21 protein-coding genes are annotated in these 23,404 nt (G+C 47.0%); 9 read left to right on the top strand and 12 right to left on the bottom strand.

Going from position 1 to position 23,404, the window contains the following annotated elements; translation table 11 throughout:
* Positions 1-108: 108 nt before the first annotated feature.
* Genes ACQSGY_RS18050 through ACQSGY_RS18040 form a run of 3 tightly spaced genes read left to right on the top strand, consistent with a single transcriptional unit; the run spans position 109 to position 4,111 of the window.
* On the top strand, positions 109-942 hold the full coding sequence (locus ACQSGY_RS18050) for a polyphosphate polymerase domain-containing protein (RefSeq protein ID WP_216515234.1): 834 nt from the start codon (positions 109-111) through the stop codon (positions 940-942).
* Positions 935-1,615, top strand: coding sequence for a DUF4956 domain-containing protein (locus ACQSGY_RS18045; protein WP_427179800.1), 681 nt, complete (start codon positions 935-937; stop codon positions 1,613-1,615). Before ACQSGY_RS18050 ends, ACQSGY_RS18045 begins: the two co-directional genes overlap by 8 nt.
* A 48-nt stretch (positions 1,616-1,663) precedes the next feature.
* On the top strand, positions 1,664-4,111 hold the full coding sequence (locus ACQSGY_RS18040; protein WP_427179597.1) for a carbohydrate-binding domain-containing protein: 2,448 nt from the start codon (positions 1,664-1,666) through the stop codon (positions 4,109-4,111).
* Between the two features lie 810 nt (positions 4,112-4,921).
* Here the strand turns inward: ACQSGY_RS18040 and ACQSGY_RS18035 are convergent.
* The gene (locus tag ACQSGY_RS18035) at positions 4,922-5,524 is read right to left on the bottom strand and encodes a class I SAM-dependent methyltransferase (RefSeq protein WP_427179596.1); all 603 of its coding nucleotides are present in this window, start codon (positions 5,522-5,524) and stop codon (positions 4,922-4,924) included.
* A gap of 135 nt (positions 5,525-5,659) precedes the next feature.
* Positions 5,660-6,340, bottom strand: coding sequence for an FHA domain-containing protein (locus ACQSGY_RS18030; RefSeq protein ID WP_427179594.1), 681 nt, complete (start codon positions 6,338-6,340; stop codon positions 5,660-5,662).
* Between the two features lie 418 nt (positions 6,341-6,758).
* On the opposite strand from ACQSGY_RS18030, the gene ACQSGY_RS18025 reads away from it, so the two are divergent.
* A complete protein-coding gene (locus tag ACQSGY_RS18025; RefSeq protein WP_167434045.1) occupies positions 6,759-6,914 on the top strand; it encodes a hypothetical protein in 156 nt (51 codons plus the stop codon).
* Positions 6,915-7,027: 113 nt separating this feature from the next.
* A complete protein-coding gene (locus tag ACQSGY_RS18020) occupies positions 7,028-7,456 on the top strand; it encodes a hypothetical protein (RefSeq protein ID WP_427179592.1) in 429 nt (142 codons plus the stop codon).
* A 161-nt stretch (positions 7,457-7,617) separates the two neighbouring features.
* Here ACQSGY_RS18020 and ACQSGY_RS18015 read toward each other — a convergent pair whose 3' ends face one another.
* From ACQSGY_RS18015 to ACQSGY_RS18000, 4 genes are all read right to left on the bottom strand, one after another.
* A complete protein-coding gene (locus ACQSGY_RS18015) occupies positions 7,618-10,317 on the bottom strand; it encodes a DUF2339 domain-containing protein (protein WP_427179590.1) in 2,700 nt (899 codons plus the stop codon).
* 282 nt (positions 10,318-10,599) lie between these two features.
* On the bottom strand, positions 10,600-11,916 hold the full coding sequence (locus ACQSGY_RS18010; RefSeq protein WP_427179589.1) for an MFS transporter: 1,317 nt from the start codon (positions 11,914-11,916) through the stop codon (positions 10,600-10,602).
* A gap of 292 nt (positions 11,917-12,208) precedes the next feature.
* On the bottom strand, positions 12,209-12,853 hold the full coding sequence (locus ACQSGY_RS18005; protein ID WP_427179588.1) for a bifunctional 2-keto-4-hydroxyglutarate aldolase/2-keto-3-deoxy-6-phosphogluconate aldolase: 645 nt from the start codon (positions 12,851-12,853) through the stop codon (positions 12,209-12,211).
* A 57-nt stretch (positions 12,854-12,910) separates the two neighbouring features.
* Positions 12,911-13,708 (bottom strand): IclR family transcriptional regulator, encoded by a 798-nt coding sequence (locus tag ACQSGY_RS18000; protein ID WP_251508171.1) that lies wholly within the window; start codon positions 13,706-13,708, stop codon positions 12,911-12,913.
* Between the two features lie 292 nt (positions 13,709-14,000).
* Between ACQSGY_RS18000 and ACQSGY_RS17995 the strand changes: the two genes are divergently transcribed.
* Positions 14,001-14,591, top strand: coding sequence for an AAA family ATPase (locus ACQSGY_RS17995; protein ID WP_427179585.1), 591 nt, complete (start codon positions 14,001-14,003; stop codon positions 14,589-14,591).
* Positions 14,592-14,780: 189 nt separating this feature from the next.
* On the opposite strand, the gene ACQSGY_RS17990 is transcribed toward ACQSGY_RS17995, so the two are convergent.
* Positions 14,781-15,842 (bottom strand): LCP family protein, encoded by a 1,062-nt coding sequence (locus ACQSGY_RS17990; protein ID WP_338067122.1) that lies wholly within the window; start codon positions 15,840-15,842, stop codon positions 14,781-14,783.
* Between the two features lie 113 nt (positions 15,843-15,955).
* Here ACQSGY_RS17990 and ACQSGY_RS17985 point away from each other — a divergent pair, with 113 nt between their 5' ends.
* A complete protein-coding gene (locus ACQSGY_RS17985) occupies positions 15,956-16,930 on the top strand; it encodes an aldo/keto reductase (protein WP_111271248.1) in 975 nt (324 codons plus the stop codon).
* A 164-nt stretch (positions 16,931-17,094) separates the two neighbouring features.
* On the opposite strand, the gene ACQSGY_RS17980 is transcribed toward ACQSGY_RS17985, so the two are convergent.
* From ACQSGY_RS17980 to ACQSGY_RS17970, 3 genes are all read right to left on the bottom strand, one after another.
* The gene (locus ACQSGY_RS17980; protein ID WP_111271249.1) at positions 17,095-17,556 is read right to left on the bottom strand and encodes a MarR family winged helix-turn-helix transcriptional regulator; all 462 of its coding nucleotides are present in this window, start codon (positions 17,554-17,556) and stop codon (positions 17,095-17,097) included.
* A gap of 136 nt (positions 17,557-17,692) precedes the next feature.
* Complete coding sequence (locus ACQSGY_RS17975) at positions 17,693-18,370, bottom strand: TIGR00266 family protein (protein WP_216515246.1); 678 nt, start codon at positions 18,368-18,370, stop codon at positions 17,693-17,695.
* Positions 18,367-18,765 (bottom strand): winged helix-turn-helix transcriptional regulator, encoded by a 399-nt coding sequence (locus tag ACQSGY_RS17970; RefSeq protein WP_145404864.1) that lies wholly within the window; start codon positions 18,763-18,765, stop codon positions 18,367-18,369. Before ACQSGY_RS17970 ends, ACQSGY_RS17975 begins: the two co-directional genes overlap by 4 nt.
* Positions 18,766-18,934: 169 nt before the next feature.
* On the opposite strand from ACQSGY_RS17970, the gene ACQSGY_RS17965 reads away from it, so the two are divergent.
* Positions 18,935-20,140 (top strand): MFS transporter, encoded by a 1,206-nt coding sequence (locus tag ACQSGY_RS17965; RefSeq protein WP_427179582.1) that lies wholly within the window; start codon positions 18,935-18,937, stop codon positions 20,138-20,140.
* A 220-nt stretch (positions 20,141-20,360) separates the two neighbouring features.
* Complete coding sequence (locus ACQSGY_RS17960; RefSeq protein WP_427179580.1) at positions 20,361-21,209, top strand: aldo/keto reductase; 849 nt, start codon at positions 20,361-20,363, stop codon at positions 21,207-21,209.
* 115 nt (positions 21,210-21,324) lie between these two features.
* On the opposite strand, the gene ACQSGY_RS17955 is transcribed toward ACQSGY_RS17960, so the two are convergent.
* Entirely contained in the window at positions 21,325-21,501 is a 177-nt protein-coding gene (locus ACQSGY_RS17955; RefSeq protein WP_427179578.1) for an aspartyl-phosphate phosphatase Spo0E family protein, read from the bottom strand.
* Between the two features lie 138 nt (positions 21,502-21,639).
* Positions 21,640-22,824, bottom strand: coding sequence for a transcriptional regulator (locus tag ACQSGY_RS17950; RefSeq protein WP_427179576.1), 1,185 nt, complete (start codon positions 22,822-22,824; stop codon positions 21,640-21,642).
* Positions 22,825-23,404 lie beyond the last annotated feature (580 nt).

Below are 23,404 nucleotides of genomic sequence, written 5' to 3'. Positions count from 1 at the left end.
TAAAATTATTTAAGATTCATTCAAGGTTGCTTCGCTAAGATACAGACATGAAAGCACTACACGATGAACCAAAACATACAAATTCAAACCCGAAAGGAATGAACCATTATGGCGATTGAAGTATTCAACCGGTATGAGAGCAAGTACCTGCTGACGGATGAGCAATACGCTTACTTCTATAATGACCTGCTCGAATATATGGAACTGGATGCGTACAACAAAAAGCATGAGTACTACTCCATCAGCAACCTGTACTTCGACACACCGCAGGATTCACTGATTCGGGCCAGCCTCTCCAAACCGAAATACAAAGAGAAGCTAAGATTACGGGCCTACGGCGTACCTGAGCAAAATGCCAAAGTATATCTGGAGATTAAAAAGAAAGTATTTGGTCTCGTTAATAAACGCAGAACAGCGTTGAAGCTGGACGAAGCCTATGAATTTGTTCGTTCAGGACAGGCACCGGACCTTGCGGATTACATGAATAAACAGGTCGTTGAAGAGATTACATACTTCCTTCGTCTGTATGATCTGGAACCCAAGGTGTATCTGGCCTATGAACGCAAAGCGTTGTTCGACAAGAACAGCCGGGATCTCCGCATTACCTTTGATACCAACATCCGCAGCCGCAGATACGATCTGAAGCTGGAACAAGGAGATTACGGCGAGCCGTTAGTGAAGGATGGTCGCTGGCTTATGGAAGTTAAAGCGGAGAAAACGGTCCCGTTTTGGTTATCACAGCTGCTCTGTAAACATGGGCTGTACCGCACAGGCTTCTCCAAATACGGCAACGAGTTCAGACATCTGGTCAGAACGACCAACTTGAACTATCAGACCGAACGGCCACTGGTGCCAGGAACAGACTTCAACCCTGCTGATCCTGCTGCGGCTGCATCACAAGAAAAATCAATTAGAGAAAGAGAGCGTGTCCTATATGCTTGATTCATTATTTAGCTCCGCCCTGGACGACACAACATTAAGTTTTGGCAGTGCTGTAATTACGATCGGACTTGCTATTATCCTTGGACTTATCATCAGTCTAACCTATATGAAAACCAATCAAGCCACCTATTCGCAAAGCTTCACCTTAACGATGGTTGTGTTACCCGTCATTGTTGCCATCATCATTCTGCTTATCGGCAGCAATATCGCCCGGGCGTTCAGCTTGGCGGGAGCCTTCTCCATTATCCGTTTCCGCAGTGCACCTGGTGATCCGAAAGATATTGCTTACGTTCTGTTCACCATGGCATCCGGTCTGGCCTGCGGTGTAGGCGCCTTTGGTTACGCTGTTCTGTTTACCGTCATCCTGTGTGTACTGATGTTTGTATTAAGCCGGTTTAACTTTGGCGGCAAGAAGAGTCTGCAGAAGACATTGAAAGTGACGATTCCTGAAAATCTGAGCTACGAAGAAGCTCTGAACGAAGTATTCCATAAGTTCAACATCCCGTTTGATCTGAAAAAAATCAGAACCACCGAGCTCGGCAGTCTGTACGAACTCGTATATAGTGTCACCATTCACGAGAGCGTGAATCAGAAGCAATTTCTTGACGCCATCCGTACACGGAATGGCAACCTGGATATCTCGTTAACAATGAGCCCAACGACAGAATATTAAGCTTTTGTTCAATTGTACCCATTATGATTTAAGAGAGGAACGATTTATATGATGAAGAAAAATTCTCAGAAGAGTAAAAGTATAATGACAGGCAGCAAACTTTGGTCCATTGCCATGATTACCAGTCTGCTCGCAGCATGCAGTGCTCCGGCAACGACAAGCAGTACAGCCAATGCAGCCGTCTCTACAACAGGCACAACCAAAACGGTATCGGTTAGCGAATCAACATCCGTGAAATATGCCGACCTGGTCTCTCTGGATGCGGATGACACCAATGTAAGCTGGACTGAAGCAGATTCCACCATGATCAAACTGAATGGAACTACAGCAACCGTAACAGGTTCCGGTGCGAAGGCTGCTAATGGCTCCGTTACCATCTCGGAAGCAGGGACATATGTGCTCAGCGGTGAGCTGACTGATGGTCAGATCGTAGTTAATGTCGCAGATAAAGGCATAGTTCATCTCGTGTTAAACGGAGCAACAATCCACGATAATGACAGTGCAGGCATCTACATTCAAAAGGCTGGCAAAGCAGTAATCACGCTTGAAAAAGGAACCAAAAACGCAGTTTCCGATGGCAAAACCTACGTATACGCAGATAGCAGCACCGATGAGCCGGATGCGGCCATCTTCAGCAAAGCTGACCTTACATTTAATGGTGCCGGTCAGTTGACCGTCACAGGCAACTATAATGAAGGCATCACAAGCAAGGATGATCTCAAAATCATCAGCGGTTCAATCGACGTCAAAGCAGCTGACGATGGTATTAAAGGAAAAGACATGGTTGCGATTCAGGCTGGCACGATTACGATCAAAGCTGAAGGTGACGGCATTAAATCGACCAATGATACGGATACAACCAAAGGGTTTGTCGCCATTGCAGACGGAACCTTCAACATTGAGAGCGGAAGCGACGGCATTCAAGCGGAAACTTTACTTGTTACGGACGGCGGTACGTATAATATCATGACGGCTGGCGGCAGCGCGAATGCACCAGCTAAGGTCGAAGAAGGCCCCGGCGGCGGGTTTGGTGGCGGCTTTGGCGGTGGTGGTCCGATGAATGGCGGTACACCTCCAACTGATATGGGCACACCACCGGATGGCGAACCACCTGCCGATATGCCAGCGATGCCTAATGGCAGCAGTTCGAACACAGGTACACAGACTGGCACAAACACAACAACGAATGCTGGAACCAAAGCTGCAGCCAACACCAGCAGCGGGACATCAGCCACTTCAACCAAGTCGGCTGCATCCACTTCCTCCAGCGCTTCAGCAGAGTCGGATTCCAATGCTGATACAGACAACGCTACGACCACAACAGAGGAAGAATCCTCAAGTGCTAAGGCACTTAAAGCAGGCACAGACCTCACCGTGAATGGTGGAACATACACGATTGATTCCATGGATGATTCCCTGCACAGCAACAGCAATGTTACTGTGAATGACGGAACCTTCACCATTCAATCCGGAGATGACGGCATGCATGCCGATCAGGCACTGACGATTAACGGTGGAACGATCAAAATCACCAAAAGTTATGAAGGACTTGAAGGTTCTATCATCACTTTGAACGACGGAGATGTTGATGTAACGGCTTCAGATGACGGTGTAAATGCCGCTGGCGACATGACAACAACGAGTGACCAAGCAGCTAGCACAACGGATAAAGCCGCAAGTGACAGCACTTCTGCTGCAGGTACAAACAAAGCAACCACGGGAGCAACAGCGGCCACTTCGACAACCAGCACGACTGCCCAAGCTACGGATGCTAATCAGCAAAGCCGCGGTCCAGGGGGAATGCCTGGTGAATCATCTGGCAATAACGAGCTTCACATCAACGGCGGCTCCCTCACCGTGAATGCTGGCGGTGACGGTCTGGATGCGAATGGTTCCATTACGATGACAGGCGGAACGGTTATAGTGAATGGCCCAACGAATAACGGCAACGGTCCACTGGATTATGATGGAACATTTGTGATCAGTGGCGGAGTTCTGGTGGCAGCAGGAAGCTCGGGTATGGCACAAGGCACTTCGGATGCTTCAACGCAAAATACCCTTGTCATGACCTTCCCTGAAACACAAAAAGCAGGAACGCTGGTTCATGTTCAGGACAGCAACGGAAATAACATTCTGACGTTTGCACCAGCCAAAGATTATCAAAGCGTAGTGATTAGCTCGCCAGACCTGAAAGCAGATGGATCTTACGTTATCTATACTGGCGGAACATCAACAGGTACGGCAACAGATGGACTATACACTGGCGGTACGTATAGCGGCGGTACTCAGTTCGTTGCCTTCCAGTCTACAAGTAATGTAACCTGGGTGAACGAATCAGGCGTAACAACAGCCCGCTCCGGCATGGGCGGCTTCGGAGGCGGTGGGCAAGGCGGATTCGGCGGTGGACGGAATCGTTCACAAACCGGTACATCCACAGGTACAACCGAAACAACGGGAACTACAAGTACATCGGGTACTACAGATTCGGCAAAATAACGGATGATAAAGAGCTGAGCATGACAGAGCACACAGTTACGTTGTAATGCTCAACTAAAAAAACTGGACCTGGAAATCACACAGTACGTGTGAGCTCCGGGTCTAGTTTTATTTTACAGATTAAACACTCAAGGAACATACTACTTCCCGGCGGCGCTTAATCTAGTAGACCGCTCTTCTCAACCTATCTCCAGATTCTAACGAATCCCACAAGCCTTATATAGCTGAAAAATACCCCTTTTAGATCTTAACGATTCCCAGTGATCTTATTTCAGGAAAAAACAACGAAAAACGTGCAAAATGCGGTATTTCTCACGAAATAGCATCACCAGGAATCGTTAGATTTTCATAGTGCTTAAATTGATGCCAATAGCGTCTCTGGGAATCGTTAGAAATAAATCACTCGAACCTGCTATGTTTCGGGGGATTTGGCATGATCATCATCATGCTTATCCAAGCCGATCGATCTCTGAGAAGGACTTTTTTTATACAAGCCCACTGGTCGCTTTGAAGTTATATAACCAATCCCTGCATCTGAGGGTTATTTAAAATGAGAACTATAGTGGCTTGGCATCAAGTTTAGAAGAACAAGCATAAGGAGTGATTAGATGAAAGAAAGGTTCTATGAAATTATCGGAATCGTATTTGTAATCTTCTCTGGTGTTCTGTATACCTTGGAGCGTTGTGCAAACTGGATCGCAAACGGATTATCAGCACAAGGGTTAGCTTCTTTTTCTATAACCACGTCAAAACAAGGTTGATTTCATCAAGTCTTATTATCTATGCTTGTTCTGACGTGGAAGCTGCATCTCAAAAAGCATACACATACACCTTGGTTCGCAGTGCATCGCGGCAGGTGATGGTGCGCAGCGGCTCTTTGCCCGGCAATGCAAAACAGACGCTGATTACTCGCGCGCCTGGCGGCAGCTCACGCTTGAACTTGTCCGCAAGTCGGGTCATGGCCCCCGGGAACAAGTAACAGATCACACCATCGGCATGAGCATAAGAACAGGTGTATATGTTACCGCGAATAAAACGAAGACGTCCCTTGAACGAATGCCGCTGCTTCCCTCTCCCGGTTCCGATCACAGCTCCAGCACGGTGCAGCCCTGTACTAAGCCATGTCATCCATTGCGAAGCCCACAGTGGAATGAATGAGTTTTCGATGCCCGTCAGTCTTTTGCCTGGACAATGCTTTACGACATCCATACCAAGGGTTCCCCATCCCGAACCGGCCTCCATAATATCTGCATAACCCGGTATACGATTGACCTCCTGGATTACCACCTGCCTGACCGGGCGAGATGCAGGCATGGGCGAGATTCCGTTTTTCCAGCTTACAATGACAATGCATATCACTGCGATTAGAGTCAACACGGCAATGAGCCATGGAATATATTGAATAATCATCATGTCCTCATCATAACAAAGGGAAGCTCCGGCGGTCTATGATCGCGCAGAAGCTTCCCTTTGTCCGTATTTTTTTCAAGACTGATCATTATTACTTGCTCAATTCCTTAGCAATACTGTTTAGAGGCTGCGATGCGTCTATTCGTTCGTCTCACCGACATGAGATTTCATGTAGACCCCTTTTTTGTAGACGGATTTAATTGTAAAATGAATGCCCAGCTTGCGATTCGTGCGGTAGATCAGCGAGTTAATCTCGTCGATGCCCACCGGATCACTCTCCAGCATACTCCGTTCCGGCCACACCTGAGCGATAATCTGCTCCCTCGTGACAAAGTGATCCAGCTCGCTGTAAAGCAGCTTGAACAGCTGATACTCCTTCTTGGACAGCGGAATTTCATCCTCGTTCACCTGCACTGTCTGCAGATGATCCTGCAAGCGCACACCCTCACCCAGCAGGTCGGATATCCGATACTCTCTCGTCTCTCCGAGATCACCCTCCACCCGAAGCTGGATCAGACCGTTGACGAGTGTCAGGCTGTCCCCTTCATCAAACGGATATTTCTCATAAGGGACAAGGCGCTGTCCATTGAGTTCAGTTCCATTTTTGCTATCCAGATCCTCCACCCAGAGCTGTTCCTTCGTGTCATAATGGATGCGGCAGTGCCGCTTCGATATCATCTGATTATAAATGGACAAGTCCAGTTCACTCACACCTGTGTAACGCCCCACGGTAATCGAGCGGCCCTGGCTAACATAAGCGAATGAACCGTCGCTCTCCTGTCCTGGCGTACGAATGACGATTTTGGCCGTCTCCCGCATGTTATTCCCCACCTTCAACGATCACTCGATCTCTATCTTTTCATTCAAGTACAAGTTGAATTAAAAATGTTTACACAGGACACTCCGATGACAGAACAACCTTCCAATCGCTGTTATCCCCAGATTTTTTTATTTCTATATTCAAAGGTAAAATCCCGTGATAAAGGCGACCGCTCCGCTTTTTCAGGTTTTTTCTGTCCTCTTCGTCTAAGTGTAACTGAATCATTCAACTTATATAGTCTGATAAATTCATCAGATTTGTTCCATTGTTTGCATGCCTGCCATTCCATATAGTGATATACAGGACCACCATAGCCTGGACAAACATCGGTTCTCTATTACTATACCAGACGTTGTGCTTTTTTTCTCATAATGGCCGGAGTGATGCTTAGCTTATACAACAAGAGAGGTAATTCCCATGAAGAAAAGAAACATTCTGATCTATGTGCTGCTTGCCTTTGCTTTATCCATCACCTTAACTGTGCTGTCTCGCGTTAGTGACGATAGCGGTGTATCACCAAAAGGAACTTCAGCTTCCGAAATCTCATGGCTTCGCATGAACAGTCAGCCTTAAAATGCGGAAGCCACTCTATTATAAACGCGACTTGGGTACAAAACGTTTCACGAATGTCATCTCTACGGAACATTTCCAATCCATACTCCATTTACTGAATAACGGGAGGGATCATGTTGAACAAGAATACAATTCATGCCATCACATGTGCTCTTTTGGTTGCATTAATCCTTAGCAGCTGTCAGCGCTCTGATCTGCCCAAACAAACCGAGGCGAATAACACACCAAAAGCACTGGAAACGTTCTATCCGGGCGACATCACGAAGATCGATTCGATTGAAATCATGAGCGGCAGTGATGGCTTTACCAAAAAAACTACAGATCCAAGACTGATTCAGGACTGGATCGAAAAAATACGGCACTTGAACATCACTCCTGATCCAGAACAGGAAGATACAACTGGAGTTCTCTTCCATGTAACGATGTTAGAGCAGGGGAAGGTTGTTTTCTATATGACACCCACCGACATCAATCATCGGCGGATTGTGCCGCAGGGTGAACTGGCAGACCTGATGACCGAGCTGTATCAAGCCATTCCCTAGCACTGATGGTGAAGCACACCAACAGAGATTAAAATAATAAAGGACTCTGAAATCATAATCATTACCATTCCAGAGTCCTCTCACAACGTCGAACGAAGTTACAGCGTCCCAAGCGCAGCGTTTTTCAAACTATACTTATGAAAAGATGATCCTGTAGAGCCTCAGTCCTCTTCCTCATCCGGTTTGACCGATGTGTGTGTGCTGGACGCATTAGATGAATCTGATGCACTTGTCTCAGATGCATTTGGTATATCTGATCCGTCTTGTGTATTTGACGCACCCGCATCTGCTCCACCGTCTTCACCCTTCGCGCCGTTCTCTCTCGCCTGAATCTCCTCCATCCGGCTAGACACCTTCTGATACAGATACGATATACCCAGCAACAGCAGGCCAAAGCTGAAATACGCAATGATTTTGCTGCCTGCCGTCAACAGACTGACATCGTAGAACACCATCTTGCCTGTGGCGAACAGCGTCAGACCCAGACCGAGACGCCGGATCATGACGTATTTTCGACGGAATCCGTACGCAATATAGAGAATCGCCAGCACCAGATAGATCAGGCTGAACATCAGCCCGATATCGCCCCACTGGAACTGAATGGTCAGGAACACCGTAATAACACCCAGCAGGTATATCCCCGCAATAACAGGATACCACTCCACACTTTTGAACTGACCACGAATGCCTGCAATGAGCAGGTCACGCCCGGCGAAGAATACACCTACGTTGAAAATAATCAGCACGATGAGCCCGACAATCTCGGCGGCCGTATGCTGCTCAACCCCCGGCTGCAATGCCGGCATCGTCAAGGTAACAGCCAGTGCAATACAGCATCCGACTGCGTGCAGGAAAAGGGTGTACCCCCGCAGGAATGCGTCACGAAGCAGCCTCACTTTACCCAGCCCATACGCCAGTGCAATCGTCAGTGCCGCAAACATAAGCAGCTTGTAGAACATGTATAACAGGAAGCTCTCATCCACAGCTCTTACATACAATTCATTCGACTCGTAGAGTACGTATAACCATACGTTCACCAGGGTCGCAACCCTGAAGCCTTCCAGGAAACCGCGCTCCCATGGGGCATAATTGATCCTTTGCCCATTTCCCGTAGAGGAGCTGCCGCGCAGTGCCCAAGCATAATAGAGCGTGATCAGCAATGTGCCAAGCGTAAGGCTGGAGTATTTCAACATGAAGTAAGACTGTTCCCCTACAAAGAATAAAGACAGCAGGTCATATTGAACAAAGATTACAATACACAGCAGCACGATGCCCCAGCCTGCGCGCTCAACTGCCTTGAATTTTCTGAAATGTCCAAACGTAACAAGCAGCACACCTTCAATCAGCCAGCCCATCGACAGCCATTTTGAACCAAACTGGAACGGAACAAACAGAATTGTAAAGGTGAGCGACGTAAGATAGAAAAGTAGAATTGTCTGCTTCTCCTGCGCCATATGTCGCTGAACAAACCTCGCAAGTCCAAGATAGACAAGTGCAAAAATAACAGCAAGCAAGCCCTGTGCATCATTCCAGCCCGCCGCATCAAGCAATACATATAGAACAAGACAACTCAAGCTCGTATTCATCGCTAACAAAGCAAAATCCCACCAGGTCAGCTTCACCCGATGTTTAAACGGATACGCCAGCGTAATACCCAAATAAAGAGCAAAAGTCACCACAGAATACAGCATACCCACCTGTTCACTCGGCGACAGCCACAGCAGAATCAGCATGGATGGCGCGTGGAACAGAAAGCTGATATAGTGCACCACCGGCCATCTCTGCCCGAATGAAATAAAGACAATAATGCCGTTCAGTAATAACAGATAGATCATCGCGGTATAGACCGCTGTGCCTTCCAGTCCAAACGTAAACAGGTAAGAGAAGAAGGGCAGATACCCGCCTACTAGACCCAAAGAACAGATCGTCTTCGACTGATACCGCAAGGACAGCAGGACGGACACCGCCGACACCAGCACAGATAAACCCAGACCTGTATACAGCCCGATAATATGCAGCAGGAAATAACTGTAGAAAATCGAACCAAACAGCACAGATATGCCTCCGCCGAGTAGTCCCATTGCAAATGTTTTCTGTTTCCGCCGGAACAGCAGCTCACCGCCCACAAGCATCAATATGCCGAGCAGAAAAAAGCCTGCGCCCTTCATCTCATCGCTAAACCACGTCGAATACGAGTATCGGAAGGCTGCGCCAACCCCCAGAATCAGGAGCAGTATCGCCACCTTGTTAATCCAGCTCAGCCCGATCCGCATCTCCATCCGGTTCTGCTTGATCCGGCGCTGGATCGTCTCTTCACTCAGTTCTTCTTCCGTCATCTGCTCATAAGCATGCTGCATCTGGCCGCGCACAGCCTCGGCTCTCTCCCATACCGCCTGCTTGTGCGATTCGATACGTGCATTCACCTCGGTTGCCAGATAGGCAATCCGCTCCTTTATCTCCGCTGCATCCTCCTGCAAATGCTGGGCAGCCTGATTGAAGAGAGCATTCAGATTGGACTTGGTGCGATGCTCCAAGTAGCTGATTTGGTCGTTATGTACTGCTGTTTTCCCTTGAAAATACGTCTCCATCTTCTCCCGGGATACCCGGATCAGATTCAGCTTCTCATCCAGCATCTGCTCGGACAACGCCATGCGAAGACGCGCATTCTCCTCTTCCATCTTGCGTGCACGCAGTTCAAGCTGCTGCAGCTTGAGCTTCTGGGCTTCAGTCTGTTCCAGCAGCTGTTCATTACGCACAATGAGATCATCCGACTGGTATTCTTGCAGCAGCGCCTGATATTCCTTCGCCAGCTGTTTCTGCTGCGCCTGAACCTGCTCAAGCCGATCCTTAAATTCCTTCATGGACTTCCTCCATTGGTTGTCATAAGATGTTTTCCTATATTTTACTATACTTATGTCAAAAATTGAGGTTTTCATGATAACTTTCCATCCGATCCACTTCTGAGCCCGTTGCATAAAAAAACACCAGCACTTCAGGTCTGTGATATCACAGATGCCGGAAGATGCTGATGCTTGTTTATTGAAGCTGTATAAGTTGGGCTAATGATTTTACACAACCCACTCCGATGACTGAACAACCTTTCTCTACTAAGGTAGTAGAAAGTAATTTTCCTTTTAGCCGTCTTAGTGAGTCGTTTTAGGGATTGGTTTTTTCAAAAATACACCATAGGACAGAGCACCCAGAAGCAGCAGCCCTGCGCCAAGTAAAAATACATTATTAAAACTGCCTGTCGTGTCCAGGATGTATCCGGTTACAACGGGAGCAAGCGCAGCGCCCAGGAATCCGCCAAAGTTCTGTATTGCACCCAAGGAGGCTACTTGTTCACCCGGAGCAATATCTGCAGCCAGTGTCCATATGACACCTGATGGCAGCTGCGAAGCAAAGTAACCTACAGACAATAAAACGATGCTTACGACCGTACTGTCGATGAACGGGATAGGTGCTACCGACGCTGCGGCCAGAATAGCTCCTCCAACGATAGGAACCTTACGTGAGGTTACTACATTTACCCCTTTTCGAATGAAAAAGTCCGAGATTAAACCGCCCAACAGCACACCGATAATTCCGGCTACGAACGGAATCGATGCAATCCAGCCCGTTTCCTTCAGCGTAAAGCCCTGCTCCTTCTCCAAATAGCTTGGCAGCCATGTCAGGTATACCCAGATCGTAAACATAATGCCGAAATTTCCGATGATCATAAACCAGGTGCTTTTGTATTTGAACAAAGAACCCCAGTTTGCTTTGGGAGCATCAGCAGTTTTTGCTTTTTCCGTACCTGTGCTCTGTTCAGCTACCGCCTCCGGCCCTTTGATCAGCTGCTTTTCGGCAAATGTCGGATCACGATACACCTTGAGCCAGATCAGCATAATAATCAGACCAATGACACCGACAAAAATAAACATACCTCTCCACGTCATCGTCAACATTAGAACCGTCAAAAGCGGCGGTGCGATCGCATTCGCAATCTGTGAACCCGTGTTAATAATCGAGGTTGGCAGGCCCCGCTCACTCTTGGCAAACCAGCGCTCGGTTACCTTCAGACCGGAGGTAAAGAAAGGAGATTCGGATACACCCAGCAGCATACGCATCGCGTATAACAGAGAGTACGTATTGGTAAATGCACTCAATATGGTAGCCGCAGACCACAGTCCAGACGCCCAGGCAAACATCTTTTTAGGTCCAAACTTGTCCACGAGCCAGCCTGCTGGCAGATTAGCCAACGCATAAGGCCATAAAAAGGCGGATAACAGCAAACCCATTTGCGTGGAAGACAGCCCGAATTCTGCTGCTATCGTTGTATTTGCAATGCTTAGATTGGATCTGTCCAAATAGTTTACAACGGCACCCAGGAGCAATAATAAAATGATGCCCCATCTCAAACCTACTTTTGGTGCTTGAGGTACCGAAGCAGGGGATGGCGATGGTTTTAACGTTGCCATGGAAGTCACTCTCCTCAACATATATAAATATTAAATTACTCAAATTATATATAATGAATAAATATGGAAGTTATAGGTTTGAATAAGCCCTTCTGCTCCCCAGTAAGGGGAAGGTTTTACTGAAGTATACGTTTTCATAACTGGGTAAAATCGCTTTATTTTTCTACAGCTGTCCCAACAAACTCCAGACTTTCGTCCCCCTGCTTGCTCACAACGATCAGCTTAGTGCAGCACCCTGATCGCTGTGAACTTCGTTTACACGTGCACGGGTCATCTGACTTGCTTGAGCCAATTAGCGCGCAGCAGCTACAGCCTGCAAAAACTCTTCAGCAGCCTTCGTTACTCGTCCGTAATCACCGGAATCCTTGGCAGCTTTGGTGATATAACTGCCGACACCAACGCCAACACAGCCAGCAGCAAGCCACTCATGCACATTTTGCGGCGTAACTCCACCCGTAGGCGCGATTGCAGCTTGAGGCAGAGGCGCAGACATCGCTTTTACATACTGCGGCCCTACAGCTTCCGCCGGGAACAGCTTCACGATATCTGCTCCAGCTTCAAGCGTCTCAACGATCTCCTTGGCAGTGAATGCCCCACTGACTGTAACTGCCTGGTAACGGTTGGCCACCTTGATCATATCAGGGTTGAGTTGAGGACTCACCAGCATCTCTGCTCCAGCCAGTATGGCCGCTCGCGCCGTTTCCCCATCGAGAATTGTACCTGCACCGATCAGAATACCTTGGGAAGCATATTTACGTGATAAAACCTTGATAACATCCAGTGCTCCCGGTACACTCATCGTAATTTCAAGTGCCCGGATTCCTCCTGCAATTGCTGCTTCTGCAACGGATAGTGCCTCTTCTTCACTTTCTGATCGAATAATCAGTACAATGCCGGTTTCGGCAATGGTGTTCATGTTCTCCAGCTTACGCCACATATCTGTATCCCCCTTAACTCATATGTCTTGTTTCTATTAATCTGCACTTCCATAAGCCTACTCTTGTCTTTGCGGATACAAGCGATCACCGCTGTAGCCCAGCTGACCTGAGAGCTTCCATGCGGCTTCTTTAACCAGCTTTACAATGCTGGCCTCACGTTCCGGGGTCATGCCGGAATACATGCTAGCCACACTGATTGCAGCCACAGGCTCGTCCCACTGATCATAGACAGCAGACCCGATACAGTACATCTCCAGATGATCCTCACGGTCATCAATAGAGTAACCGCGCTCGCGAATCTCCTGCATGTCCTGCAAAATATCGGGAACCGTCACTTTGGAGTAGGATGTGCGCGAAGGAATCTCGCCGTCTCCCAAAATCTCCAGCACCTTGCTGGTCGGAAGAGCTGCAAGCAACGCCTTACCCAGCCCGGTAGTATGCATATAACGGCGGGAGCCCAGCTTGGCTGTTGGACGCATCACCGAATAACTCTCCGCTTTGTCCAGATATACAATCCGTCCCTTGTCCTCAATGCCAAGAAAGGCCGTGCTGCCTGTCTGACGATTCAATTCCTGAAGCAAAGGCCGGGCCATATGGGGAACGCCCATATTGGACAAATAAGCCATACCTGTCTCAAACACCGCAATACCCAGGCGATATGTCTTGAGACGTGCATCGTCCATTTCAATAAACCCTTTGTGCAGCAAGGTCTGCACGAGTTCAAACCCGCTGCTCTTGGGCATGTTCATCTGTTTGCATATTTCATTCAGTGTTAACGGAGCACCACTCTTGGCAAATAAAACGAGTAAATCTGCTACACGCTCCGCAGATTTATTCATGCGAATATTGTCCATGTTATCTCCTTCAAATTCTTCGACGTCGAAGTTCGCATATGTGAACTTATTTCACATCACCGAACGATGCCCTCATTATAGATCAGCTATTCCGAAAATATCAACCGCTTTCTCAAAATTTTTTTCTGAATTCTTTTTCCCCAAAAGGGATTGTTTTTCCGAGAGAAACAGTATAGTCTAAAAGCAAATGTTCACCAACGCGAATCGAGTTCGTATATGCGAACTAATGAATTGGAAAGTAAAATTCATTCTTGATCGATATGATCCTGAAATTCTGTAGGGGGAATTGCGCATGAAACCTGTACTGATTTTTCTCATTGGCTCCGCTGGCTCGGGTAAATCAACCATTGGCAAGAAGCTGGCTACCGAGCATCACTTTTGTTACTTGGATAAAGATGTTTTGTGTAACACGTTTACGGCCAAACTGCTGGAAACGCAAGGGTATTCCCCTCATGACCGTGACGGCAACACCTATTACCGCGATATCGTGATGGATCTGGAGTACGAAACGTTACTAAACGTGGCCAATGACAATCTGCAACTGGGCAGATCGGTTATTCTGGACGCGCCTTTTGTTGGTTATTTTCATAAAAGCGATTACATTGACGGGTTGGTGTCTAAATACGGGTGGGAACAGGTCACTCCTGTTGTGCTCCGGGTCGATGTAAATATGGACGTGCTTGAACGGCGCTTGCGAGATCGAGGGTTGGAGAGGGACAGATGGAAGCTGGAGCACTGGGATGCTTTTGTGCAAGGATTGAAAACCAACGTCTGTACGTGGGAAAATATACAGCTGATCTCTGTAGATAACAGTTCAGAGGAGCTGGATCTGGAACAGCTGACTTCTAAGCTGCCCTTAGCTGTAACATCCCTTGGTTCTTAGGATCATAACCTAGACGATAAAATATATGGATCTGACACCGGTATGAATACCTATATCCATACCTCTATCTTACCTATACGACACCAAAAAAAGTACACAGAGAGCAACTGCCCTGCTGTGTACTTTGGTGTTCTATAATCTTATATTCAGCAAGACTGCAAAGCCTCACTGTTCATCATTGCTGTGAATCTAGCTTTTATCTGCTGTATCACTTGTATCTGCTTTGCCGCTTTCATCTGTTGATTCAGGCTCGATGAGCTGTGTTGTATTCGGGTCCAGCCAGCTGGCAATCATACCGCGTACATATTTCAGATCGTCTTCAGACAGATCGTAGTACCACGTACCGCTGCGCATCTTCCCGTCGCCTTTCAGCATGTAATTACTGATGGTTGGTGCACTATCCTTCATATATAGAGACTCGGCAAAATTGACAATAAAATCCGATGTCATATTGGTTGTGAAATTCGATCCGGCAATCTGGATGACGTCTGGAATTTTGGTCAGATTTTTGACCTCCAGCGCACGATTCATGAATGCACTCAGAAATATTCGGTGACGCATTGTCCGGTTGAAATCGGAATCCTCCCGATAGCGTACATACCCCAGCGCCTCTTCGCCGTTATAGATCGGTTTGTTGGCTTCAACGAACAGCTTCTCATGTGCTTTATTTTTGTTCTCGATGTTTTTCTTGATCGGCAGCTCAACGCCCCCGACCGCATCGACGATATCCTTCAAGCCGTGAAAGTTAATGGCCGCATAGAAGTCTACCTTGTTCTCCAGCAGCTTCTCTACCGTATCCATCGCCATCTTCGCTTCGCCATGAGCATAAGCCGAATTGATCTTGGACTTCACATCACGACCCACGATTTCGGTGTAGGAGTCACGCGGAATGGACAGCAGCAGCACTTTATTATCCTCTGGACGCACGACCGAATAGATGATTGTATCCGAACGGCTTGGCTCGTTATCTCGTTGATCTATACCTAGCAGCAGTAGTGAAAAAGGTTCGGTATGCTGTACAACAGGAGCCTCTCGATCACCAACGCCTTTATAGGATTTGTCCAGCGCTTCCTTTACCGTACCTGCGGCGAACATATTAAAACCCAGCCTGACAAGTTCCTTTTGATAGATAAACCCAAGTCCCCCCAGCACAATCAGTATGCTGAAAGTTATGATCAGAGGTTTCTTCCATTTCTTCTTCGGTTTCTTTGGCTTCCGGCGAGTTAAATGTGCAACACTGTTCTCCATCATATCTCCTTTATAATAGCGGTTTCTTCATTCATTTAACTATATTAATAACACCTTTTCAATAGATTACGTTATAATCGGCTATACAATATCAGACATAGAAGGAGCGATGAACGATGGAGTATCGACGTTTAGGCAACAGCGGTCTGCGGGTCTCGGCACTGGGACTGGGCACGAATGCATTTGGCAAAAGGGCCGATCAGGCCACCTCCACCCGCATTATTCATGCAGCGATGGATCAAGGCATCAACTTTATCGACACCGCCAACATCTATGCTGGCACAGAATCAGAACGAATTATCGGAGAGGCCCTTGCCGGTCGTCGTGAAAACGCGGTGCTTGCAACCAAAGCCGGCTTGCCCCGGCATGATGGTCCTCATGGTCGCGGCTCCTCGCGCTACCATCTCCAGCAAGAGCTGGAACATAGCCTGCGGCGTCTGCAAACGGATTATGTTGATCTGTACCAGATCCATACCTTTGACCCGCATACCCCGCTGGATGAAACCCTGCGCACACTGGACGACATGATCACGTCCGGCAAAGTGCGCTATATCGGCGCCTCCAACTATGCCGCCTGGGAGCTGATGAAAGCGCTCGGCATCAGTGACATGCGCGGTTATGCACGCTATATCTCCACACAGACCAGCTACTCCCTTGCCGATCGCACACCCGAGAATGAACTCGTTCCCATGTGTCTGGATCAGGGAGTAGGCATTATCCCGTATTTCCCGCTGGCTGGAGGTATTCTCACGGGCAAATATAATGGACAAGCCAGCGTGCCGGCTGGCTCCAGGGCAGAGACCGATCCGTCCTTTAACCGTTTCCTGTTAGAGCACAACATCAAGCTTAGTGAACAGGTGAGTGCCAGAGCAGAAGCATACGGCTGCTCTCCAAGTGTGCTGTCTCTGGCCTGGTTGCTGACACGCCCCGCAGTATCCACGGTTATTGTTGGTGCGACACAGACCAAGCAGCTTGAGCACAATCTGGCCAGCCTGGAATTAAAGCTGCCGCATGAGCTGCTATCCGAACTGGACCAGCTTAGTGAGGACTTCCGCCACGGCGAGCCGTTTGCAGCTTATCGGCTGGAATAGATGGTCATACCAAATAAACCTTCCTGCCTTACGGATTCCGTAAACAGGAAGGTTTATTCTTTTTTTCGTCATTTTTCGCCAAAGCTATAAAAAAAAATTTAATGCATGAGAACACGCTGTTACTTTCATTCAATTGCAGCTTAGTGACTATCTAAAGATAAGTATTATTGATCCGTTTTGTGTCGAATAAATTCCTGCATAATTTCCATGTAGCCATCCTTGCGCTCAGCCAGAAGCTCAAAGAAATTTTTGTCTGATTCTTCAACAAGATTCATGCCTTCGATGGCTAGTCTTGTGCCTTCAGGGGTGGTTGTAATAATATTTGCCCGTGTATCCGTCTGATGACGAGCACGTTTAATATATCCCCGCTTTTCAAGGGTGCGAAGAACCTGGGAAGTCACGTTAACATCCACATTGGCGAACTGAGCAATCTGAACCTGGGTAACTCCCTTGCCTTCAAAGTCACGCTCATTAAGCCATAAACAGGAATGCAGTAAAATAAATTGCGGCTGTGTCAGCTCAAGCGGCTCCAGCACCCGCCGCACTTCCTTTTGCCACATCGTAGTCACCTGCCATAACAGGTATCCTGGACTATCTTGCGGATTGGTGTATCGTGAGCTTTTCATTCTTATACCTCCGTGATGTACGATCTTGTGAAGCTGAGATGTGTCTCCATCGTATAACAAGTCTGTTAGTAATAACGCTTCGGAACATACATCCGTTGCATCTTTACCATGTTATATTTTGAAATAATAACCTTATTTATCGTGTAGGAATAAACTGTTTCACCCATTGACCAAATCCTTGTGGATTTCGACTCTGGATGAGAACCGTGCCCTCTCCGCGGAAGCGGCAAACCAAGCCTTCCCCGCTGGTCACGCTGGACAACCAGCCCTGGGATGCTTTTTCAATGCGATAATCCATGTATTGAGGCCAGGCCACCAGATGTGCATTGTCCACAATAACCTCTTCGCCAGCGGCCAGATGCATAGGATGGATCGCACCGTAAGAGGACAGGAAGACCGTGCCTCGTCCACTGATTTCAACGATAAAGAAGCCTTCTCCGGAAAAAAGACCTTTCTTCAGATTTTGCATTTTGGTGTTCACCTGTATCCCTTCGGTTCCTGCCAGAAATCCATCCTTCTGTACATAAAGAGAATAGGAACCATCCAGTTCGATAGCCTGCACATCGCCCATGGCAGAAGGGGAAAGCAATATCTCCGCAGAGCCTCCCGCTGCTGTTAGCTCCTGAAAGAAAAACTTCTCCCCGCTCAGCATCCGCCCGAATCCGGCAAACATGCCGCCTTCGGCGGAGCCCTTCAGATCAACCGTCGGTGTCATGGACACCATAGCTCCGCTCTCAGCCTTGAAACGTTCCCCGCGCTGCAACTCCACCTTGAGCATAGCAAATGCGCCATCATATAAAATTTCATACCTCATGGTTTGACCAGCTCCTTGTCGTTGTCAGTATTAAAATCATTGAGCCCGTTATCCTCCAGAACTGCTGATTTATCGCCATACTCCTTGATGATGTGCTGATCCCCCCAATTACAAAGAGCGTTCAGAATTGGCTCCAGACTCCATCCGTATTCACTCAGCTCATACTCTACTTTGGGCGGTACCTGATTGTATACAATTCGGTTGACAATGCCATCATCCTCCAGCTCTCTAAGCTGCTGTGTCAGCATCTTCTGGGTAATTGCAGGCATAATTCGCTTCAGATCGCTGGTACGTTTTTTTCCATGTGTCAGGTGACAGAGAATAACACACTTCCATTTGCCGCCAATCACCTCCAGCGTTGCTTCTACCGAAATATTATATTTTTTACGCTCCATCAGCGTCTTCCTCCTTGTTCGATACCTCTATCGGCGTTTAATCCGGCTAGTGTACAGGCACTAAAAAGTACGTAGGGTACTAAAAAGTACGTACTATTCTTTCCGCACCGAATAATTCATAATAGCATTTGCCGATAAGCAAATCTACATGCAAGGAGTTGAGCAAGACATGCATCATGAAACAAAACGAAGCACATGGGCGCTGCTGGCTCTGGCGATCAGTGCTTTCGCCATTGGTACAACCGAGTTCATCAGTGTGGGACTGCTGCCGCTAATTGCAGACGATCTTCACATTACCGTAACTTCAGCGGGTCTGACCGTGACCATATACGCTCTAGGTGTTATGTTCGGGGCTCCGGTACTAACGTCACTGACATCTGCCATATCCCGAAAATCGTTGCTAATGATCATTATGCTGGTCTTTATCGCAGGTAACACGATCGCTTCACTATCGACCGGGATTACGATGCTGCTCATCGCACGGGTCGTATCCGCTCTGGCTCATGGCGTGTTCATGTCCATTGGTTCCACCATAGCAGCAGACCTGGTCCCTGCTGACCGCAGAGCCAGTGCTATTGCGATCATGTTCTCGGGACTGACCATTGCGACGGTAACCGGCGTACCTTTGGGTACATTTATAGGACAACACTTTGGTTGGCGTACTGCCTTCATTCTGATTGCAGTTGTCGGTATTCTTGCACTTGCAGCCAATCTGCTGCTTGTACCCTCTACCTTAAAGCGCGGGACCCGTACAGCCCTTCGCGATCAGGTGAAGCTGGTGACGAGCGGACAGCTGGTGCTTGCCTTTATCATTACTGCTGTAGGCTACGGAGGCACCTTTGTGGTGTTCACGTATCTGTCTCCGCTATTGCATGATATCAGCGGTTATTCAGACCAGACAGTAGCTTTCATTCTGCTGCTGTACGGCATTGCTATTGCCATCGGCAACATCATTGGCGGCAAGGCTGCCAACCGCCATCCATTAAGGTCACTTCTGTACATGTTCATTGTACAGACCGTCATACTGGGCGTGTTATACTTCACCGCACCCATTAAATCTGCGGCATTACTGACCATTTTCGGCATGGGGCTGCTTGCCTTTATGAATGTGCCAGGTCTGCAAATGGTTGTAGTCACACTCGCAGAACGTTATGCACCACAGGCCAAGGATATCGCCTCTGCTTTTAATATTGCCGCATTTAATGCAGGTATCGCCATCGGCGCCTATCTTGGCGGTGTGGTGAATGACTCTATTGGTTTGATCCACACCACCTGGGTGGGTGCATTAATGGTGCTCGTTGCGGCAATCCTGACCCTATGGGCCAGATTTCTCGAAGGAAAAGTCACAACAACGAATTCGCTGCAGACCGGCTGAGTTCAAACGCATCAAGGTCTCAGATTCTGCAAAAGCACCTATCTCGTGGTTGTCGAGATTACCTTCATAACAGGAACCGGTTTCATATGTTAATTTCGACTATATACGTTACTATATACGTTGAATGCTATTTGATCTACTATAGTTTGATTTTGTATCATGAAATTTTGGCAAATTCACTTTAAATGGGAGCATTCACACAATACAAGGAGGATATATCATGAACACAGCACAACATCTACAATCTACAACGACATTGCATAACGGGATTCATATGCCTTGGTTTGGTCTGGGTGTCTTCAAGGTCGAAGAGGGACAAGAACTGATCGATGCGGTAAAACAAGCCATTAAGCACGGGTACCGCAGCATCGATACTGCCGCCATATACGGGAACGAAGCCGGTGTAGGACAGGCTATTGCCGAAGCACTTCAGGAGAATGGACTGAAACGCGAAGACCTGTTCCTCACCTCCAAGGTATGGAATGCAGATCTTGGATATGAAGAAACCCTTGCTGCGTTTGATACAACGATGAACAAACTCGGACTGGAAGTGCTGGATCTGTATCTGATTCATTGGCCCAAAGCCGGCAAGTACAAAGGGGCTTGGAAAGCGATGGAGGAGCTGTACGCTGCCGGCCGAATCCGGGCCATTGGCGTGAGCAACTTCCAGATTCACCACCTGCAGGATTTGATGCAGGATGCACAGGTTAAACCGATGGTAAACCAGGTCGAGTATCACCCGCGTCTAACGCAGGAAGAGTTAAAAGCGTTCTGTGAGCAGCATGGCATCCAGCTTGAAGCCTGGTCACCATTAATGCAGGGGGAATTGCTGGACAACCCGGTACTGACAGAGATCGCTTCATCCAAAGGCAAATCGGTTGCCCAGATTATTCTGCGCTGGGATCTGCAGAATGGCGTAGTGACCATTCCAAAGTCAACCAAAGCGCATCGGATTATCGAGAATGCCGACATCTTCGACTTTGAGCTATCCACGGAAGAGATGCAGCGCATCAGCTCCCTGAACGATAATGTACGTGTAGGTCCGGACCCGGATAACTTTGATTTTTAAATTGTAATGTATACAAGGTTCAATCTATATAGGAATATGCTGTTACACCCATATAATGATACATTCATACAATGATACAGTCATGGCTAAACTGTCACGCAAAGTCGATTGTTCTTCAATCGGCTTTGTTTTTTGTTCCATTCTTGTCATTAAACTGGTTAATGAGTTTGTCCAAAATCACTGACTGTTTGATTAATTCAGGATGCAATAATCCGTTATATTGGTTCGCAATTTCATGCAGGCGGCTCCTGGCTTGTTCAATTTCCAACTGTATAAGCGTGCTTCTTTTCATCAAATTCAGCCCCTCTGTAACATTTTAAAATTTGATGTCAGAATATAGAATACTCTTTTAAAGGCACAAAAATAAATTCGGTGCTAGAAATACAAAAAAGCAGTCCTATGAAGAACAGAACCATATAACACGACCAATTTACTTTTTCAACAGCTCTATATGATCTCTGATTTTTTCAAACATAGCCAGACAGGAGGTCATAATTTTGCTGCTCCCCATAGCTATCGATTGATTTAAGCCTTCTAGCATAAGTTCTGTTGCAGAATGGATATCCTTACTCTCGTTGAAGCGATACACCGCCAGATCTCCTAGAAATTGAACATATCTCTCTTTTATTATCGCCGGTTTATACTCACCAAACTCAGCTTTCTCCGATTGATAAGGTACATACTCCGCAAAACGTTCCAAGATCGCATCAATATTGAAATGATATAGATTTGCGGCTTGGATCATATGCCACAAAGCAGTGAATATCTCAGCTTCGCGGGTTGCTATATAATTAGCATATTCATGGATAATATGCACTTCTCCTGACATCAGCCGATACAGATACGTGTTTGCAACAGCCCACTCCGAGAATTGCCTTATAATCTGTTGAGCTTGCTCATCTTTCTCTCGAATCCAGCTTTCCCCGCCATCGTACAAACTCACAAGTTCAAGTGCTCTTTTGTAATCACCACACTTTTCACTTGCTGTAGCTTGAGCCAGACAGGCGTATAAAATATAGTAATAAAGTGGTCTTTCTTTCCCCTTTTCGACTTCTGCCGGACGAACAGAACGGTTGCACCATTCATATTGTATCGTTGCAATTCGTTGCATTTCTACGGCTAATGAATTCACTTTCTCCCACTTATGGGCCGTTCCAAAAACATTCATGAGCAACTTCAACGCTTCAAGCTGATAAGTTTCATCAAGTCGATTAACGTAGGTTTCAAACTGAGTTGCCGCACGCACGTTTTCTTCTATATCTTCTCCCAGATCAATGACAAACAAACGATACTGACATATCGCAAGTCGTTCAGAATGTTGATACTTCTCTGCTTCACATACACCTCTATATAGAATAGCCGCTGCCAAGTGCTTGTTATTTTCAAACAATTCTTCAGCGATATCAAATAATACTGGGACATAAGAAAGATCTTCTAATATACGGATCGTAACTTGCTGGATACAATCTATGCGATCAAGATCAGCACAGCGAAATATAAACGGTCGTATACGTCTGATGGAAATTGAAAATGAAAAACATTCCTCAACGTAATCATTATAAAAGTAATCTTCGGGTAGCCCCATTCCAGAGGTAATCGCTGCGAGTTGATTCATAGATATTGGCCTATTCCCTTGTAATATTCGGCTGAGCGTTCCCGAGTTTATGCCTGACGCCATAGCGAAGTGAGAATGTTTAATCTGATTGTCCTGTATATGTTTTATCAATTTCTCTCGAATTGAGTTTGTCCAATCCATCATGCTCACCCCACAAATATACAAATAATAGGATGAAAACCTATATATAACGATACTAGTTAAGAATCAATTTATGGTCAACAGCAAGTATCCTCTAACACGCGGTATTTAAAAAGAGAGGTTGGAAACGATCTGGCCTCAACTGGCCTCATTCAATCAATCTCTTAACATTCGCCCCCAGCTTGCTCATTCTCTACTTAACGCATCATTACCTAATGTCTTTGAGCAGGTTTGGTGTGAGGTACGCTTGTTGGATGGGTTTGAGATTCCCCTTCTAACTCTAACGATTCCAGATGAGCTTATTTGGGGCATATTAGGCTGTCTAGAATTCTAACGATCCCCAGAGACCTTATTTATCTGAAAACACCACATAAACACTGTTTTTCACATCAATTTCTTCAAATAAGGTTTCCTGGGATCGTTAGAAAATAAAAACGTG

The sequence above is a fragment of the Paenibacillus sp. TC-CSREp1 genome (assembly GCF_050171015.1).
Classification (GTDB): domain Bacteria; phylum Bacillota; class Bacilli; order Paenibacillales; family Paenibacillaceae; genus Paenibacillus; species Paenibacillus silvae.
This window is presented reverse-complemented; position numbering and strand designations above follow the sequence as displayed.

Excerpts from the sequence above, each read along its gene's own strand:
- ACQSGY_RS17975 (WP_216515246.1), bottom strand. The coding sequence starts at position 18,370 with ATGAGGTATGAAATTTTATATGATGGCGCATTTGCTATGCTCAAGGTG.
- ACQSGY_RS17960 (WP_427179580.1), top strand. The coding sequence starts at position 20,361 with ATGAACACAGCACAACATCTACAATCTACAACGACATTGCATAACGGG.
- ACQSGY_RS17980 (WP_111271249.1), bottom strand. The coding sequence starts at position 17,556 with ATGAAAAGCTCACGATACACCAATCCGCAAGATAGTCCAGGATACCTG.
- ACQSGY_RS18010 (WP_427179589.1), bottom strand. The coding sequence starts at position 11,916 with ATGGCAACGTTAAAACCATCGCCATCCCCTGCTTCGGTACCTCAAGCA.
- ACQSGY_RS17970 (WP_145404864.1), bottom strand. The coding sequence starts at position 18,765 with ATGGAGCGTAAAAAATATAATATTTCGGTAGAAGCAACGCTGGAGGTG.
- ACQSGY_RS18050 (WP_216515234.1), top strand. The coding sequence starts at position 109 with ATGGCGATTGAAGTATTCAACCGGTATGAGAGCAAGTACCTGCTGACG.
- ACQSGY_RS17955 (WP_427179578.1), bottom strand. The coding sequence starts at position 21,501 with ATGAAAAGAAGCACGCTTATACAGTTGGAAATTGAACAAGCCAGGAGC.
- ACQSGY_RS17995 (WP_427179585.1), top strand. The coding sequence starts at position 14,001 with ATGAAACCTGTACTGATTTTTCTCATTGGCTCCGCTGGCTCGGGTAAA.
- ACQSGY_RS18005 (WP_427179588.1), bottom strand. The coding sequence starts at position 12,853 with ATGTGGCGTAAGCTGGAGAACATGAACACCATTGCCGAAACCGGCATT.
- ACQSGY_RS18015 (WP_427179590.1), bottom strand. The coding sequence starts at position 10,317 with ATGAAGGAATTTAAGGATCGGCTTGAGCAGGTTCAGGCGCAGCAGAAA.
- ACQSGY_RS17950 (WP_427179576.1), bottom strand. The coding sequence starts at position 22,824 with ATGAATCAACTCGCAGCGATTACCTCTGGAATGGGGCTACCCGAAGAT.
- ACQSGY_RS18030 (WP_427179594.1), bottom strand. The coding sequence starts at position 6,340 with ATGCGGGAGACGGCCAAAATCGTCATTCGTACGCCAGGACAGGAGAGC.
- ACQSGY_RS18040 (WP_427179597.1), top strand. The coding sequence starts at position 1,664 with ATGATGAAGAAAAATTCTCAGAAGAGTAAAAGTATAATGACAGGCAGC.
- ACQSGY_RS18000 (WP_251508171.1), bottom strand. The coding sequence starts at position 13,708 with ATGGACAATATTCGCATGAATAAATCTGCGGAGCGTGTAGCAGATTTA.
- ACQSGY_RS18045 (WP_427179800.1), top strand. The coding sequence starts at position 935 with ATGCTTGATTCATTATTTAGCTCCGCCCTGGACGACACAACATTAAGT.
- ACQSGY_RS18025 (WP_167434045.1), top strand. The coding sequence starts at position 6,759 with ATGAAGAAAAGAAACATTCTGATCTATGTGCTGCTTGCCTTTGCTTTA.
- ACQSGY_RS17965 (WP_427179582.1), top strand. The coding sequence starts at position 18,935 with ATGCATCATGAAACAAAACGAAGCACATGGGCGCTGCTGGCTCTGGCG.
- ACQSGY_RS18035 (WP_427179596.1), bottom strand. The coding sequence starts at position 5,524 with ATGATGATTATTCAATATATTCCATGGCTCATTGCCGTGTTGACTCTA.
- ACQSGY_RS18020 (WP_427179592.1), top strand. The coding sequence starts at position 7,028 with ATGTTGAACAAGAATACAATTCATGCCATCACATGTGCTCTTTTGGTT.
- ACQSGY_RS17990 (WP_338067122.1), bottom strand. The coding sequence starts at position 15,842 with ATGATGGAGAACAGTGTTGCACATTTAACTCGCCGGAAGCCAAAGAAA.
- ACQSGY_RS17985 (WP_111271248.1), top strand. The coding sequence starts at position 15,956 with ATGGAGTATCGACGTTTAGGCAACAGCGGTCTGCGGGTCTCGGCACTG.